The sequence below is a fragment of the Eubacterium aggregans genome (assembly GCF_900107815.1).
In the GTDB taxonomy this organism is placed as follows: Bacteria; Bacillota; Clostridia; order Eubacteriales; family Eubacteriaceae; genus Eubacterium_O; species Eubacterium_O aggregans.
In genome coordinates, this window is the sequence record NZ_FNRK01000004.1 from 85,653 (window position 1) to 99,091 (window position 13,439).

15 protein-coding genes and 2 riboswitches are annotated in these 13,439 nt (G+C 52.1%); of the genes, 14 read left to right on the forward strand and 1 reads right to left on the reverse strand.

Annotation, left to right across the window (positions count from 1 at the left end; all coding sequences use genetic code 11):
* Positions 1–42: 42 nt before the first annotated feature.
* The 7 genes from BLW33_RS03440 (at position 43) to BLW33_RS03470 (ending at position 6,511) form a co-directional block, all read left to right on the forward strand.
* Positions 43–987 carry an ABC transporter substrate-binding protein gene (locus tag BLW33_RS03440; RefSeq protein ID WP_090305090.1) on the forward strand — a complete coding sequence of 315 codons (945 nt, stop codon included), beginning with the start codon at positions 43–45 and terminating at the stop codon, positions 985–987.
* Positions 984–2,012: a FecCD family ABC transporter permease gene (locus tag BLW33_RS03445; RefSeq protein ID WP_090305092.1), complete on the forward strand. Its 1,029-nt coding sequence runs from the start codon at positions 984–986 to the stop codon at positions 2,010–2,012. Before BLW33_RS03440 ends, BLW33_RS03445 begins: the two co-directional genes overlap by 4 nt.
* Before the next feature lie 2 nt (positions 2,013–2,014).
* The gene (locus BLW33_RS03450) at positions 2,015–3,280 is read left to right on the forward strand and encodes an ABC transporter ATP-binding protein (RefSeq protein WP_090305094.1); all 1,266 of its coding nucleotides are present in this window, start codon (positions 2,015–2,017) and stop codon (positions 3,278–3,280) included.
* Positions 3,278–3,474, forward strand: a riboswitch (cobalamin riboswitch). It overlaps the preceding gene by 3 nt.
* Before the next feature lie 160 nt (positions 3,475–3,634).
* On the forward strand, positions 3,635–4,384 hold the full coding sequence (locus tag BLW33_RS03455; protein WP_090305098.1) for an energy-coupling factor ABC transporter permease: 750 nt from the start codon (positions 3,635–3,637) through the stop codon (positions 4,382–4,384).
* Positions 4,384–4,707: an energy-coupling factor ABC transporter substrate-binding protein gene (locus tag BLW33_RS03460; RefSeq protein WP_090305101.1), complete on the forward strand. Its 324-nt coding sequence runs from the start codon at positions 4,384–4,386 to the stop codon at positions 4,705–4,707. Before BLW33_RS03455 ends, BLW33_RS03460 begins: the two co-directional genes overlap by 1 nt.
* Positions 4,708–4,763: 56 nt before the next feature.
* Positions 4,764–5,672: a cobalt ECF transporter T component CbiQ gene (cbiQ, locus tag BLW33_RS03465; protein ID WP_242911585.1), complete on the forward strand. Its 909-nt coding sequence runs from the start codon at positions 4,764–4,766 to the stop codon at positions 5,670–5,672.
* A 5-nt stretch (positions 5,673–5,677) separates the two neighbouring features.
* Positions 5,678–6,511: an energy-coupling factor ABC transporter ATP-binding protein gene (locus tag BLW33_RS03470; RefSeq protein ID WP_090305104.1), complete on the forward strand. Its 834-nt coding sequence runs from the start codon at positions 5,678–5,680 to the stop codon at positions 6,509–6,511.
* 6 nt (positions 6,512–6,517) lie between these two features.
* Here BLW33_RS03470 and BLW33_RS03475 read toward each other — a convergent pair whose 3' ends face one another.
* On the reverse strand, positions 6,518–6,892 hold the full coding sequence (locus BLW33_RS03475) for a metal-dependent transcriptional regulator (RefSeq protein WP_090305107.1): 375 nt from the start codon (positions 6,890–6,892) through the stop codon (positions 6,518–6,520).
* Positions 6,893–7,124: 232 nt separating this feature from the next.
* A riboswitch (cobalamin riboswitch) is annotated at positions 7,125–7,293 on the forward strand.
* 186 nt (positions 7,294–7,479) lie between these two features.
* Between BLW33_RS03475 and BLW33_RS03480 the strand changes: the two genes are divergently transcribed.
* Genes BLW33_RS03480 through cbiT form a run of 7 tightly spaced genes read left to right on the forward strand, consistent with a single transcriptional unit; the run spans position 7,480 to position 13,439 of the window.
* Entirely contained in the window at positions 7,480–8,850 is a 1,371-nt protein-coding gene (locus BLW33_RS03480; protein ID WP_090305110.1) for a cobyrinic acid a,c-diamide synthase CobB, read from the forward strand.
* The gene (locus BLW33_RS03485; RefSeq protein ID WP_090305113.1) at positions 8,831–9,709 is read left to right on the forward strand and encodes a GHMP family kinase ATP-binding protein; all 879 of its coding nucleotides are present in this window, start codon (positions 8,831–8,833) and stop codon (positions 9,707–9,709) included. The genes BLW33_RS03480 and BLW33_RS03485 overlap by 20 nt, the downstream gene beginning before the upstream one ends.
* 52 nt (positions 9,710–9,761) lie before the next feature.
* Positions 9,762–10,397, forward strand: a complete 636-nt coding sequence (locus BLW33_RS03490; RefSeq protein ID WP_090305116.1) for a precorrin-8X methylmutase — start codon at positions 9,762–9,764, stop codon at positions 10,395–10,397.
* 1 nt (position 10,398) lies between these two features.
* On the forward strand, positions 10,399–11,118 hold the full coding sequence (cobI, locus tag BLW33_RS03495) for a precorrin-2 C(20)-methyltransferase (protein WP_090305119.1): 720 nt from the start codon (positions 10,399–10,401) through the stop codon (positions 11,116–11,118).
* A 2-nt stretch (positions 11,119–11,120) separates the two neighbouring features.
* Complete coding sequence (cbiD, locus tag BLW33_RS03500) at positions 11,121–12,248, forward strand: cobalt-precorrin-5B (C(1))-methyltransferase CbiD (protein ID WP_207647799.1); 1,128 nt, start codon at positions 11,121–11,123, stop codon at positions 12,246–12,248.
* Positions 12,236–12,862 carry a precorrin-6y C5,15-methyltransferase (decarboxylating) subunit CbiE gene (cbiE, locus tag BLW33_RS03505; protein WP_090305128.1) on the forward strand — a complete coding sequence of 209 codons (627 nt, stop codon included), beginning with the start codon at positions 12,236–12,238 and terminating at the stop codon, positions 12,860–12,862. The genes cbiD and cbiE overlap by 13 nt, the downstream gene beginning before the upstream one ends.
* Entirely contained in the window at positions 12,855–13,439 is a 585-nt protein-coding gene (cbiT, locus tag BLW33_RS03510; RefSeq protein ID WP_090305131.1) for a precorrin-6Y C5,15-methyltransferase (decarboxylating) subunit CbiT, read from the forward strand. Before cbiE ends, cbiT begins: the two co-directional genes overlap by 8 nt.

Here is a 13,439-nt window from a genome sequence, read left to right on the forward strand (position 1 = left end):
TCGAAAGAGTCGATTGGGTTTGCAATCAAGAAGGAGGGCGTTATGAAAAAATATTGGAATGTGCTATGGTGTGTATTGGTGATGGCAGGGCTTGTATTGGCAGTGTCCGGATGCCAAAGCAACAGTGGAGCATCTGGAAAGGTTGAGGGGGTATCGGGGCAGACGGGCTATCCCTTGACCATTACTGATGATTTGGGGACAGAGGTGACCCTGGATGCCCAGCCAGAGCGGATTGTTTCCCTCTCGCCGGCCAATACTGAGATTGTATTTGCCCTGGGGGCAGAGGATCGGCTAGTCGGTCGTACGGACTATTGTAACTACCCGGCAGAGGCTGCTGCTGTGGCTAGTATTGGGGATTACAATGCCCCCAATGTGGAAAAAATTGTCGGACTAAGCCCGGATCTGGTGTTGGCGACAGATTTTATCGATGACAATGTCCGAAAGCAGCTTGAAAATACCGGGGCCAAGGTTGTGGTGTTTTCAGCGACGAGCATTGACGGGGTGATGGGGGATATTGTCATCACTGGCAAGCTGATCAACGCCAACGATTCTGCTAAGACCCTGGTAGAAGGAATGGAAGCAGAGCAGAAGAAGCTGGCCGATGCTTGTGCTGGGGTCAGTGTCCAGAAGTCAGTGTTCATCGATTTAGGGGATTATTACAGTGCGGGAAGTGGCTCCCTATTGGGATCCATGATGGATGAAATGAATGTGAAGAATATTGCAGCTACGGGGAATACAGCCTGGCCCCAGTTGTCCGTGGAGCAGATTATTGCCGATAATCCCGATGTGTACATCTCTTTTCTGACTACGGCAGAATCCATTGCCGCAGTACCGGGCTTTAACCAGGTGACGGCCATTGCAAAGGGGCAGGTTTATGCCTATGGGATGACTTCCCCTGAGGCGGATCTCATGCAGCGCCCGGGCCCACGGATTGTGGAGGGCTTACGGCTCTTTGTTCAGGATATCTACCCGGATATCATTAAATGAAGAAGCACTTAAAAAAATACGCCCTGCCCCTGCTGGTGGTGGGGTGTTTACTTCTGATTTATATCTGCACCCTTATGGGGATTACGTCCATTCCCTTTGGAGAAGCCAACCGGATTCTGTTGTACCAATTGCTTCACATCGACATAGGAGGAAGCAGTGCCAGCGCGGGCCACGGGGCCATTATCTGGGATGTACGTCTGCCCCGGGTTATTCTGGGGTTTTTGACAGGAGGGGCACTGGCTGTTTGTGGTGGGGCATATCAGGGCATCTTCAAGAATCCCATGGCCGATCCCTATATCCTGGGAGTGTCCTCTGGGGCAGCCCTGGGGGCAGCTATCGGCATTGTCCTGCATTTTGATACCAGCTTCATGGGGATGGGGGGGACGGCCATTTTGGCCTTTATTGGGGCCTTTGTTACCATTTTTTTGGTTTATCGAATTTCCAGGGTAGGACGGCGGGTGCCCGTGGGAAGCCTGCTTCTTTCCGGTATCGCAGTGGGTCAGAGCCTCTCTGCTTTTATGTCCCTTCTTATGATTTTCAATGTCCAGAGTATGAATGCCATTATGTTTTGGACCATGGGCAGCTTCAATGGAACGGGTTGGGACCAGGTCTTTATTGTCCTGCCTTTTGTGCTTTTGGGGTGCGTGGTGTTGGCAACAACGGTTCGGGAACTGGATATTATGCTTTTAGGAGAGGACACGGCTACCCAGCTGGGAGTGGACACAGAGCGTCTTAAAAAGAAGGTCCTGATTGCCTCATCCATCGTCGTGGCGGCGGTGGTTTCAGTGACGGGGATTATTGGTTTCGTGGGCCTGGTGGTTCCCCATGTGGTACGGATGCTCACTGGTCCCAAGCATCGGGTGCTTTTGCCCTTATCCATGGTTTTGGGCGGAGCCTTTCTGGTATGCTGCGACACTTTGGCCCGAAGTGTGGCCAGCCAGGAGATTCCTGTGGGGATTATCACCGCAGCCTTTGGTGGTCCCTTTTTTATTTATCTCCTGCGTAAAACCAGGAAGGGGGTATAGCCATGGACACCAAGGAAATACTGCGCTTCGACGGCGTCCATACGGGGTATGGGGAACGGGAAATTATCAAGGGATTTACAGCGACCATCCATGAGGGGGAATTCGTTGGACTGATCGGCTCCAATGGAACGGGGAAATCGACGCTGCTCAAGGGGGTGTCGGGTCTATTGCCCATTACCGCAGGGCAGATTTGGGTCCAGGGAGAGGATAATGCCAGCCTTTCCCAGAGGGAACGGGCCAGGCGAATGGCTGTCGTTCCCCAGCACTTTGCCATCGACTACGATTTTTATGTGGAGGATATTGTAATGATGGGCCGCAACCCCTATCTGGGCTTTCGGGATCGGGAGGGGCACCGGGACCGGGATATCGTGGCCCGGGCTATGGCAGTGACGGGGACGGAGAAATTTAGAGGACGGCTCTTTAATGAGCTTTCCGGCGGGGAAAAGCAGCGGGTGGTCATCGCACGGGCCATCGCCCAGGAGCCGGAGATCATCCTCCTGGACGAACCCACCTCTGCTCTGGATGTCCATCACCAGATTGAGGTCATGGAAATGATCGTCCGCCTCAATACGGAATCGGGCATGACAGTGGTGGCAGTGCTCCATGATCTGAATCTAGCCTCCCGGTACTGTGGGCGCCTCATTATGATTAATGACGGCCAGGTGGTGGCAGATGGCCCGCCGGAGGCTGTTATTGTGGATGATAATATGCGTCTGTTGTACAATATGCGGATGCTGATTCGGGAGAATACCCTCTTTGAAAAGCCCGAGGTGATTCCGATCCGGGTGCTCAAGCCCCAGCAAGTGGAAAACCCTTTGTCCATTCATGTGATTTGCGGTGGAGGCGGTGCAGTTCGGATTTTGGATGAGTTGTCTGAAATGGGGCACCGTGTCACCCTGGGGGTGGTGAATGAGGGCAGCGATGACTGGCGGATGGCAGAGTATCTGGGCCTCGAAATGGTGGCGATTCCACCCTTTATGGCGGTGTCCCCAGAGGATCAACGAAAGAATCTGGCCCTGATGGCAGGGGCGGATGTGCTCTTAGTGGCAGATGTCCCCTTTGGAACCGGAAATATCGAAAATCTTCGGGGATTGTCCGATTTTAAGGGAACCATTGTGATGCATCGGAGTGTGTTGTCGGGAGATTTTACTGGAGGATTGGTAGCTGAGGCTCTGGAGGATATCCGCCTTCAACGAGCGGTGGTTATGATTGATGACCATGACGATTTTTTGGCGATGATCGGCACAATAAAAAACGGTTTCTCTTGACACCAAAAGGCCCAAGGGATACAATTAAGCTAATATAATAATTGCTTCCGTGTGTTGGGAAAGAGGTTGGAATCCTCTGCTGTAATCGCATCTGTGTTTCAAAATGCTGTCTTCATTGCCACTGTCAAAGGATGGGAAGGCGAAGTCAGATGATATTGATTAGCCAGAATATCACCACGGCGGCTTTCTAAAAGCACTCCGATTTAGTTTGTTTTAGAGATACGACGTTTTGTATTTCAAAGCCTCCTCAGTGTGCTGGGGAGGCTTTTTCGCGAAAGGTGACAAAAACGCAAAATAAGTCATACGCATACAAGACTGCAGCAATTATTATAAATCTATTTCAGGAGGTTTCTTATGAATAAGAAACAAAAGTGGATTGTTGCTGCATCCGCAGCCTTTTCTCTGTGCTTCGGTATTATGCCAGTGGCGGGTGCCATGCACATCATGGAGGGGTATTTGCCGGTAGGGTATTGTGTGCTCTGGGGGGTCATTTCCATTCCCTTCTTGGTTTGGGGATTCTTTTCCATCAAAAAGACGGTATCAGAGAATCGGAAGTCCATTACCTTGTTGGCTATGGCAGGGGCTTTTATCTTTGTTATCTCGTCGCTAAAGATTCCATCAGTAACCGGCAGCTGCTCCCATATGACGGGGACAGGCTTGGGTGCCATTCTCTTTGGACCGGCGGCTGTCAGTATCCTGGGGATTATTGTGCTCTTGTTTCAGGCCATCCTTTTAGCTCATGGGGGACTGACTACCCTGGGGGCGAACACCTTTTCCATGGCTGTTGCAGGGCCCTTTGTGTCCTTCGGTCTCTACGCCCTGGGGAAAAAGCTGGGATGGAACCGAAAAATCAGTGTGTTTGTGGCCTGTGCCCTGGGCGATTTGTTTACCTATTGTGTGACGGCATTCCAGTTGGCTATGGCCTATCCTTCGGAATCTGGGGGTGTGATGGCATCGGCTATTAAATTCCTGGGGGTGTTTGCCCCAACTCAAGTGCCTCTGGCCATTATTGAGGGGCTGCTGTCTGTGGTCATCGTTATTGCACTGGAATCCTACGCCAGTCCAGAATTGAAAGCCATTGGATTTATTGAGGAGGTAAAATAATGACTGCAAGCAATAAGAGAACCGTTATTATCATTTTAGTCGCAGTAGTGCTCATTGCCTTAGTTCCTCTGTTTATGCTTCAGGGGGCAGAATTTGGCGGATCGGATGATGCCGGGAGTGAGATGATTAGTGAAATCCAGGGACAGGAATATGAACCTTGGTTTACTCCGGTGTTGGAGCAAGCTTTAAATGGGGAGCTGCCTGGAGAGGTAGAATCCATGATTTTCTGTGTTCAAACTGGGATTGGCGTAGGAATATTGGCCTTTTTTCTCGGACGGTTTGTGGAACGGAAGAAGCTGGGTAAGGAAGATCAGGATTTATAGCCCGCTTTAATTTTCTTTGAAGGTTTTTAGGGAAGTTGTGTCAGATTGGAGGCACTATGGATGTAAAATTATTGTGGCTGGTTCCCCCTCTCCTGGTGCTGTTCGTTGGAGGAATATACAAAATGAAGGATGGTGTCCGTAATGGACACCATCCTCATCGTGGCTTCGGACATAAGCATGGAGAATCGACCCTTTCCATTGATATTTACGCCTACACCTCAAAGCTTGGTGGGGTGAATCCTGGATTCAAGGTGGGCTTTGCCATCATCCTGCTGCTGATGTGCGTGGTGGCGGATAATCTTTACGTTTCCATCAGCGTTATTCTGATTACCACCTTTGTGACCGTGATCCTGGGGGGGATTCATCTTAGGCAATATTTGGAGCTCCTTGCCATTCCCATCGCCTTTTTGATTATTGGAAGCATTGTGATTCTGGTGAATTTCTCCTGGGGTCCAGTCCCTGAGTCTTTGGTGAACCTGGACTGTCGGTGGTTTACGGTCTTTGTTACGAGGGAAGGCCTGGGGACTACCACTAATTTGTGGGGAAAGGCCTTTGGCGCAGTAAGTGCCATGTACATGATGTCACTATCTACCATGTCTGGTGAAATCTTCAGCGTGTTGCGACGTCTCCATGTCCCCATGCTCATCGTAGAACTGATGAATATCATGTACCGTTATATTTTCATCCTAATGGATACTCAATCCCGAATGCGCAATTCTGCAGAATCCCGTTTGGGGTATACCACTTATAAGCGTGCCATCTATTCCTTTGGGAATACCGCAGGGAATCTCCTTATTGTCTCCATGAAGCGTGGAGGGCAATTTTACGATGCCATGGAGGCTCGGTGTTACGATGGCGAGTTAAAGTTTCTGGAGGATAAAAAACCTCTAGTGGCCAAACAGGTTATTCTGGCAGCTTTGGTGGTCATCTACTTAGTGGTGGTTTGGATTGCAACGACGAGGTGAATGAAATGCAGGAATCGATTTTAGAAATCACAGATTTGAAATATGCTTACTCCGGGGAAAATGCGGCACTCAACGGAATCACCGTCGATATCCGGCAAGGGGAGCGGATTGCTGTGGTGGGCTCCAATGGCGCAGGTAAATCCACTTTCTTTTTAAACATCAATGGGGTACTCATTCCCGACGAGGGGACGATCCGCTTCAAGGGCCAGACGATTACTCGCAATAAGAAGGATTTGAATACCCTGCGCAAGGGGGTGGGCATCGTTTTCCAGGATGCGGATAATCAGATTATCGCCTCCACCGTCATGGGGGAGGTATCCTTTGGGCCCATGAACCTAAAGCTCAGCCGGGATGAGGTGGTCCGTCGGGTGGACGAAGCCCTGGACTATATGAATCTCATGGAATTCAGGGATCGGGCCCCCCATTATTGCAGTGGTGGGGAAAAGAAACGCATCACCATTGCGGATATCATCGCCATGCACCCCGAGGTTATTATTTTTGATGAACCCACTGCTTCTCTGGACCCCCTGAATGCGGTCATGCTGGAGGAAGTCCTGAGCAAGTTGGTGGATCAGGGCAAGACCCTCTTGATTTCTACCCACGATATGGACTTTGCCTATCGTTGGGCGAAGCGGGTCATTGTTTTTGCCGGTGGGGACATTATTGCCGATGGCACTCCAGAGGCCATCTTCTCCAATGAGGACATTCGTATTAAGGCTAATTTGAAAAAACCCATTTTATTGGATGTCCGGGATGCGATGATTGAAAGTGGGCGTTGGCCCGAGGACGGTCCTTATCCCAAGACCGTGGGAGATTTTCGAAAAATCCTCCTAAAATAATAGCCCTTAGCCCTTAAAGTGTGATTTGTAGTGGTTTAGAAGGCATTGATAGGTTTCTTCACTGATGTCGTGCTCAATCATACAGGCATCAGTGCTGGCCTGCTCTTCACTAACGCCAACGGCCATAAACAGTGCTGCCAGATTACAATGGCGCTGGTAGATCTTCTGGGCAATGGCTTCCCCCGAGGGGGTTAGCTTCAGGCAGTGCCCATCGTCTACGATAAGATAACCCTGTTCCTGAAGCCGCTTCACCGCAATGCTGACGCTGGGCTTGGAAAAATTCAGGGCATTGGCCACATCGATGGCCCGTACATTCCCCTTTTCCTGTCGGAGCATTAAAATCCGTTCTAAATAATTTTCAGTTGATTCTGTTTTTTGCATTGATAAAACCCTCTCTTCCACAATACCATTCATCGTTTAGTTAATCATAGCAAATTCATGAAAAAAAACCAATCTTTTCTTACAGATTGGCGGGCAAAAGTTAGTGAATCTATTTTAGGGGGAGGGTTCCAGAATCTTTGGCGTTTTTTTGTATAAAAGACGAATCGTTCGGCGAATTAGCGATGTTTTTTCGTTGAATGTGTGCCGTAATTGTGGTAACATAAACGTAATCAATAAGAATAAGGTTCATGCTGTGCAGGAAAAGCGGTAAAAACCGCTACAGCCCCCGCTACTGTGATTGCCGACGAAACCTCCGAGACCACTGTTCCAAAATGGGATGGGAAGGGGAGGGTCAGGATGAAGCAAAAGTCAGGAGACCTGGGCAGGATGATAAAGTCAAGGAATCATCTCGGTGGGAGAAGTGGGTTAATTGAACGCTTTTTTAGTCTGTCTTCCCAATTGTAAAGGGATGACAGACTTTTTTTGCGCGTTAGCTAACAGAAGTATGAAAGTGGATAGAGCAAGGCACCGGAGCGCGTGTTATACTTCGTAGCCAACAAAAATGTACTTGCGATTGGAGGGAGACCATGAAAGATTTCATGCTGGCCGGGGTCAGCAGCAATGTAGGGAAGACCACAGTAACCATGGGCATCATGGCGGCGCTGCGGGCCAGGGGTGAGGCGGTCCACCCCTTTAAAACCGGGCCGGATTACATCGATCCCATGTTCCACACCTTTGTCACCGGGCAGTCATCCATTAACCTGGATACCTGGATGCTGGACCCTGAAACCGTCCGCCTCCTGCACTATGGCAAAATGACGGACGATGCTGTGGGCGTAGTAGAAGGTGTAATGGGGCTCTACGATGGACACGGCGTGAAGGATGATGTGGGAAGCAGTGCCTATCTTTCCAAGGTGCTGGGCATCCCGGTTTTCCTCATCATCAATGGGCGGGGGATGTCCAAATCCGCGGCGGCCCTGGTGAAGGGTTATGTGGATTTCGATCCTGAGGTCCGGGTGGCTGGGGTCATTGTCAATCGCCTGTCCTCGGAAAGCCACTATCATTTGTTAAAGGAAATGATTGAGACCCACGCAGGGGTTCCCTGTGTGGGCTGGATGCCGGAATGTCCGGAGCTTGCGGTCAACAGCCGGCATTTGGGGTTGATTCCGGTGGATGAGTTAGCCGATATCCGGGAAAAGGTGGATCAGGCGGCGGCCCTGGCAGAGGCCCATATCGATTTGGACCAGATGTTATCCCTTTCCGAGACAATATGCCCCGAGGGATTGATGGCAGACCCCTTTAAAGAAAGGGCCAGTCAGTATAAGGGTCTGAGAATCGGCATCCCCAGGGACCAGGCCTTTAACTTTTACTACCAGGATAATTTATCCGCCCTGAAAGTGCTGGGGGTGGAGCTGGTATTCTTTAGCCCCCTGGCCGATGGGGCCCTGCCGGATAACCTGGATGGCCTCTATATCGGCGGGGGCTTCCCCGAGGTATTTGGGAAGGAATTTGAAGAAAACCAGGCCTTTCGGGAAAATGCCCGCCAGGCCCTGGAGGCAGGGCTGCCCTGCTTTGCAGAATGTGGGGGACTGATGGTGCTGACCCAGTGCATGGCGGATAAAACCGGAGACCCCACAAAGGGCATTGGATTTCTGCCAGCCCGCACGGTGATGACCAAGCGTCTCCAGCGTTTTGGGTACGTGGAGGTATCGGCTAAAATTGGGGAACAACACATCTCCACCCGGGCCCATGAATTTCATCACAGCCTGGTGGAGGTAGAGGAGGCATTGCCCACAGCCTACACCGTTTCGAAGGGGAATAAACAGTGGCACTGCGGTTATGTGAAGAACAACACCATCGCCGGGTATCCCCATATCCATTTTTACAGTAATCCACAATTCCTCATCGCTCTGCTGGATGGGGCCATGGAGGTCAAGCATGCGAAAGGTAGAGGTTAAAGCCCCGGGAAGCTGTGGCGAGTTCATCCAGGGCCGGGTGGGACCAGATCCCTGCCTGGTGTCCTGCCCCGTGGATTTATACTCCACGGTGACCATCGCCGAGGGACCGGCTACCCGCATGATGAATGATAAGGCGGCGGATATGTTAGACCTCATTTTCAGGGAGTACCGTCTCCCCCGGAGTGAGAAGCACAACATCAATATAGCCCTCAATTCGGAAATTCCCATGGAGCGAGGGATGGCCAGCTCCACCGCAGATTTGGCAGCAGTGGCCCAGGGTCTGGGGGCCTATTACGACCTGGGTCTGGATGCCGACCGCATCGCACAGCTGTGCATCGCCATTGAGCCGACGGACAATATCATGTATCCGGAGCTCAATCTTTTCAACCACGTGGGGGGCCAGATTCTGGCGGATTATCACACCCATTTGGAGACGCCAGTCCTCATTGTGGAGTTTAGCGGCCGGGTCAATACCGTGGGCTTCCACGGACAGATGGAGGGTTACGATGCCGGGGATATCGAAGCCTTCGCCCAGGTGGTACAGGCCTTTAACCAGGGGATTGCCGCCGGGGATTTGGACCGTATTGGTGCAGCCTGTACTGAAAGTGCCAGGCTCAACCAAAAGATTATTCACAAGCCCCATTTAGAGACCCTTATCGCTTTATCTAAAGCCTATGGGGGACACGGCGTGGTCACCGGCCACAGCGGAACGGTCATCGGGGTGATGTACACCGACAACCAGTTTGATTATCAGGGCTTCATGGGAGATTTCTTACGGCTGATTCCCAAGGCGGATTACGATGCCCTGTTTTTAAAGAATATTATTTCCGGGGGATTGCAGACCAGTGTTCAGGCGTAACGGCAATACAGGGAAATATGGATTCAGGAACCAATTATAAAGGAGACGAGACATGGAATATATCAACAATCCTCAGGAAATTGAAAAGCGGAGCTTTGAAATCATCACTGAAGAACTGGGGCGGCCATTGCCGAAAGAGGTAGCGGAAATTGTTAAGCGCATCATCCACACCACCGCAGACTTTGAATATGCAGATTTAGTAGAGTTTAAAAACGATGCCGTGGCCAAGGGGATTAAAGCACTGTCTGAAGGAAAGAAAATCTACGCGGACACCAGTATGATCAAGGTGGCTGTCAATAAACGGGCCGCAGAGATGCAGGGGGTGGAAATCGTCAACTATGTCCACGATGAGGACGTTCGGGCAGAAGCCGCTAAACGGGGCGTCACCCGCTCCACCGTGGCCATGGAAAAGGCCCTGGGGGATGAAGCGGTGGGTATCTTTGCCATCGGCAATGCCCCGACAGCCCTGTATCGCCTCATTGAGGCCATCCAGGAGGGGAAGGGTAAGCCGGATTTGATTATCGGGGCACCCATCGGTTTTGTGGGGGCGGCGGAATCCAAGGCAGCTCTGGACGCCTTGGACGCCCTGGAGGTCCCCTATATCCGCATCAACGGACGAAAGGGCGGCAGCCCAGTGGTGGCAGCCATCCTCAATGCCATGCTCTATCAATTGGGAAGGGAGTGGTAAGATGAAAGGAACGTTTTACGGCCTGGGCGTCGGACCAGGGGACCCGGATCTCATTACCGTCAAGTCTCTGAAGATTCTTCAAGGGGCGGATGTCATTGTGACCCCCACCAAGAAGATGGGAAAGCCCAGCATTGCCTATCGGATTGTGGAGAGCCATATCCCCCAGGGGACAGAAGTCATTGAAATGAATTTCCCCATGATCTCCCTGTCGGAGGAGCGGGAAACCCTCCAGAAGCAATGGGCAGAAAATGCCGATGCCATTGAGGTGATGTTAAAGGATGGCAAGGATGTGGTGTTCCTGACTCTAGGAGATCCCATGGTGTTTTCCACCTATTCCTACATTATGGAATTCCTGGTGGAACGGGACATTGAGGTGGTTACCCTTTCAGGGATTCCCTCCTTCTGTAACCTGGCCGCCCAGGTGGGGATTCCCCTGACCCAGGGGGAAGAATCCCTGGGGGTAGTGGCCATGACCCAGCCCATGGAAGAAATCCGGGCCATTCTGGATGCCCATAAAAATATCGTTGTCATGAAGGTATCCGCAGACAATGCCAAGCTGGCCGAGGAGCTAAAGACCCGGGGTTTAGAGAAACAATTTATCCTGGTGTCCAATATTGGTATGGATACCCAGAGCGTGGTCCGGGATATCGAGGTCCTCGCCGGGAAGATTCCCTACCTTTCCACGGTGCTGATTAAAAAAGATTACGATTTGGGGGAATGACCGTGTTTGAAAAATACGTGGAGAAGGGTGGAAAGCGCCTGCGCTACGGCTATACCACCGGCTCCTGTGCCACGGCAGCCGCTGCCGGGGCCACCCGGATGCTCTTAACCGGAGCCCGGGTGAAGAGCGTGACCATCGACACCCCCAAGGGCTGGCCCCTGGATTTAACCCTCCACGATTGTGAGGTGGGGGAGGATTGGGCCCGGTGCAGCGTCATTAAAGATGCCGGGGACGATCCGGATATTACGGGTGGGGTGAAGGTTTACGTCACGGTCCGCACCCAGAATGAACCGGGCATTCGCTTTTCCGCAGGGGTTGGTGTCGGTATGGTGACCCTGAAAGGGTTATCCGTTCCGGTGGGAGAGCCGGCCATCAACCCGGTACCCCGCCAGATGATCACCCGGGAAATGATGAAAATCATGCAGGTACAGGATTACGAAGGGGGCTTTGAGGTGGAAATTTCCATTCCCGATGGGGTGGAATTGGCCAAGCGCACCTTTAACCCCAAGCTGGGTATCCAGGGGGGATTATCCATTGTGGGGACATCGGGAATCGTCGAGCCCATGAGTGAGGACGCCCTAAAGGCCTCCATGAAGCTGGAGATTTCCATGCTGAAGGCCCAGGAAATGGACCCCATTATCTTTATTCCCGGGAATTACGGCAAGGACTTTGCCCTGGAACAGGGGCTTCCGGAAAACCGTATGGTTAAAACCAGTAATTACGTGGGATTTATGTTAGAGGAGGCCGAGGACTTTGATATCTCAGAAATCCTCTTTGTGGGACACTTGGGAAAGCTGGTAAAGGTGGCTGGAGGCCTCTTCAATACCCACAGCGGGGTGTGCGACGGGCGGATGGAAATCCTGGCGGCCCATGCGGCGCTGTTGGGGGCAGATCAGGTCTGTGTGGCGAAAATTATGGGGAGCACCACTACCGATGAGGCCACAGATTATTTGCTGGAGGCGGGGCTGACCGGGTATTTTGACCATCTGGCCGAAGCCGTTAAAAAACGCTGTGAGGGTAAAGTGTATGGGAATATCCATATCGAGGTGGTCCTCTTCTCCAAAGCCCATGGATTTTTAGGAGCCAGCTCAGGCGCGAAGGAAATGGAAGGACGCATATGCAAGCAATAAAGGTGATTGGCCTGGGACCAGGCCATCCCGATTACATACTGCCGGTGGCAAAGGCCGCCATTGCAGAGGCTGAGGTTATTCTCTGCGGCAAGCGCCATTTGGAGAGTTTTGACAGTGAGGGCAAGGAAATCCTGCTCATTGGCGGCGGAAAGCCCCTGTCGGAGCTTATGGCCCAGGCTAAGTATTTATATAAGAACCGGCGCACTGCCATTGTGGTTTCCGGGGACTGTGGGTTTTACAGCCTGCTCTCCTATACCAAGAAGGTCATTCCTGTGGCGGATATTGAGGCCATTCCGGGGATTTCATCCCTCCAGTATCTTTTTGCGAAGATCAAGATGCCCTGGCAGGATGCCCAGCTTATGAGCCTTCACGGCCGCAAGCAGGATCTCATCGCCCGCCTGGCACTGACGGGGACCCTGGGGGTTCTGACGGATGCGGAGCAAAACACGGCGGCCATCGCAAAAATGCTGGTGAATGCCGGATACGATAGCAAATGGATTTACGTCGGCGAGAACCTATCCTATCCTGAGGAGCGGATTTGCCGGCTCAGTGTTCAAGAGGCACTCTCCTTTGAAGAGCAGGGGATGTCCGTGGTGGTGATTGCCGATGAGTGAAATCGCAGCGTATAAGGATAGTGAGTACGTCCGGGGGAAGGCCCCCATGACGAAGCGGGAAATCCGCGTCCTCACCATCGCCCTATTGGGCATCGACAAAGATGATGTGGTCCTGGAGATTGGGGCCGGAACCGGGGGACTCACCATGGAGGCCGCCCATGCCGCCTATGCCGGACACGTCTTTACATTGGAGGGCAAGGAGGACGCCCAGGAATTGGTGGAACGCAACGCCGAGGAATTCGACGCCCAAAACGTCACCCTGATTCCCCACTTTGCCCCCGAGGGATTTTCCCTGGCGCCGGATGAGGTGGACAAGGTCATTGTCGGGGGGACCGGCGGTTGTCTGACGGAGATACTGGACTGGTGCCGGTGTCATTTAAAACCCGATGGACGGCTGGTCTGTAATTTTGTAACCCTGGAGAATGCCTGTGCCGCAAAGGAAGCCTTGGAGGCCCGATTTGAGGATGTGGAAATCATTCAGGTGGGCATTACCCGGGGAGAACGGGTAGGGGGCCTGACCATGCTGAAGGCAGCTAACCCCATTTTCATTATTACCGCAGGAAAGAAGGAAGAGTAG

What these genes read in the sequence shown, in the direction of transcription:
- BLW33_RS03440 (WP_090305090.1), top strand. Translation starts at nt 43, where the DNA reads ATGAAAAAATATTGGAATGTGCTATGGTGTGTATTGGTGATGGCAGGG.
- BLW33_RS03445 (WP_090305092.1), top strand. Translation starts at nt 984, where the DNA reads ATGAAGAAGCACTTAAAAAAATACGCCCTGCCCCTGCTGGTGGTGGGG.
- BLW33_RS03450 (WP_090305094.1), top strand. Translation starts at nt 2,015, where the DNA reads ATGGACACCAAGGAAATACTGCGCTTCGACGGCGTCCATACGGGGTAT.
- BLW33_RS03455 (WP_090305098.1), top strand. Translation starts at nt 3,635, where the DNA reads ATGAATAAGAAACAAAAGTGGATTGTTGCTGCATCCGCAGCCTTTTCT.
- BLW33_RS03460 (WP_090305101.1), top strand. Translation starts at nt 4,384, where the DNA reads ATGACTGCAAGCAATAAGAGAACCGTTATTATCATTTTAGTCGCAGTA.
- cbiQ (WP_242911585.1), top strand. Translation starts at nt 4,764, where the DNA reads ATGGATGTAAAATTATTGTGGCTGGTTCCCCCTCTCCTGGTGCTGTTC.
- BLW33_RS03470 (WP_090305104.1), top strand. Translation starts at nt 5,678, where the DNA reads ATGCAGGAATCGATTTTAGAAATCACAGATTTGAAATATGCTTACTCC.
- BLW33_RS03475 (WP_090305107.1), bottom strand. Translation starts at nt 6,892, where the DNA reads ATGCAAAAAACAGAATCAACTGAAAATTATTTAGAACGGATTTTAATG.
- BLW33_RS03480 (WP_090305110.1), top strand. Translation starts at nt 7,480, where the DNA reads ATGAAAGATTTCATGCTGGCCGGGGTCAGCAGCAATGTAGGGAAGACC.
- BLW33_RS03485 (WP_090305113.1), top strand. Translation starts at nt 8,831, where the DNA reads ATGCGAAAGGTAGAGGTTAAAGCCCCGGGAAGCTGTGGCGAGTTCATC.
- BLW33_RS03490 (WP_090305116.1), top strand. Translation starts at nt 9,762, where the DNA reads ATGGAATATATCAACAATCCTCAGGAAATTGAAAAGCGGAGCTTTGAA.
- cobI (WP_090305119.1), top strand. Translation starts at nt 10,399, where the DNA reads ATGAAAGGAACGTTTTACGGCCTGGGCGTCGGACCAGGGGACCCGGAT.
- cbiE (WP_090305128.1), top strand. Translation starts at nt 12,236, where the DNA reads ATGCAAGCAATAAAGGTGATTGGCCTGGGACCAGGCCATCCCGATTAC.
- cbiT (WP_090305131.1), top strand. Translation starts at nt 12,855, where the DNA reads ATGAGTGAAATCGCAGCGTATAAGGATAGTGAGTACGTCCGGGGGAAG.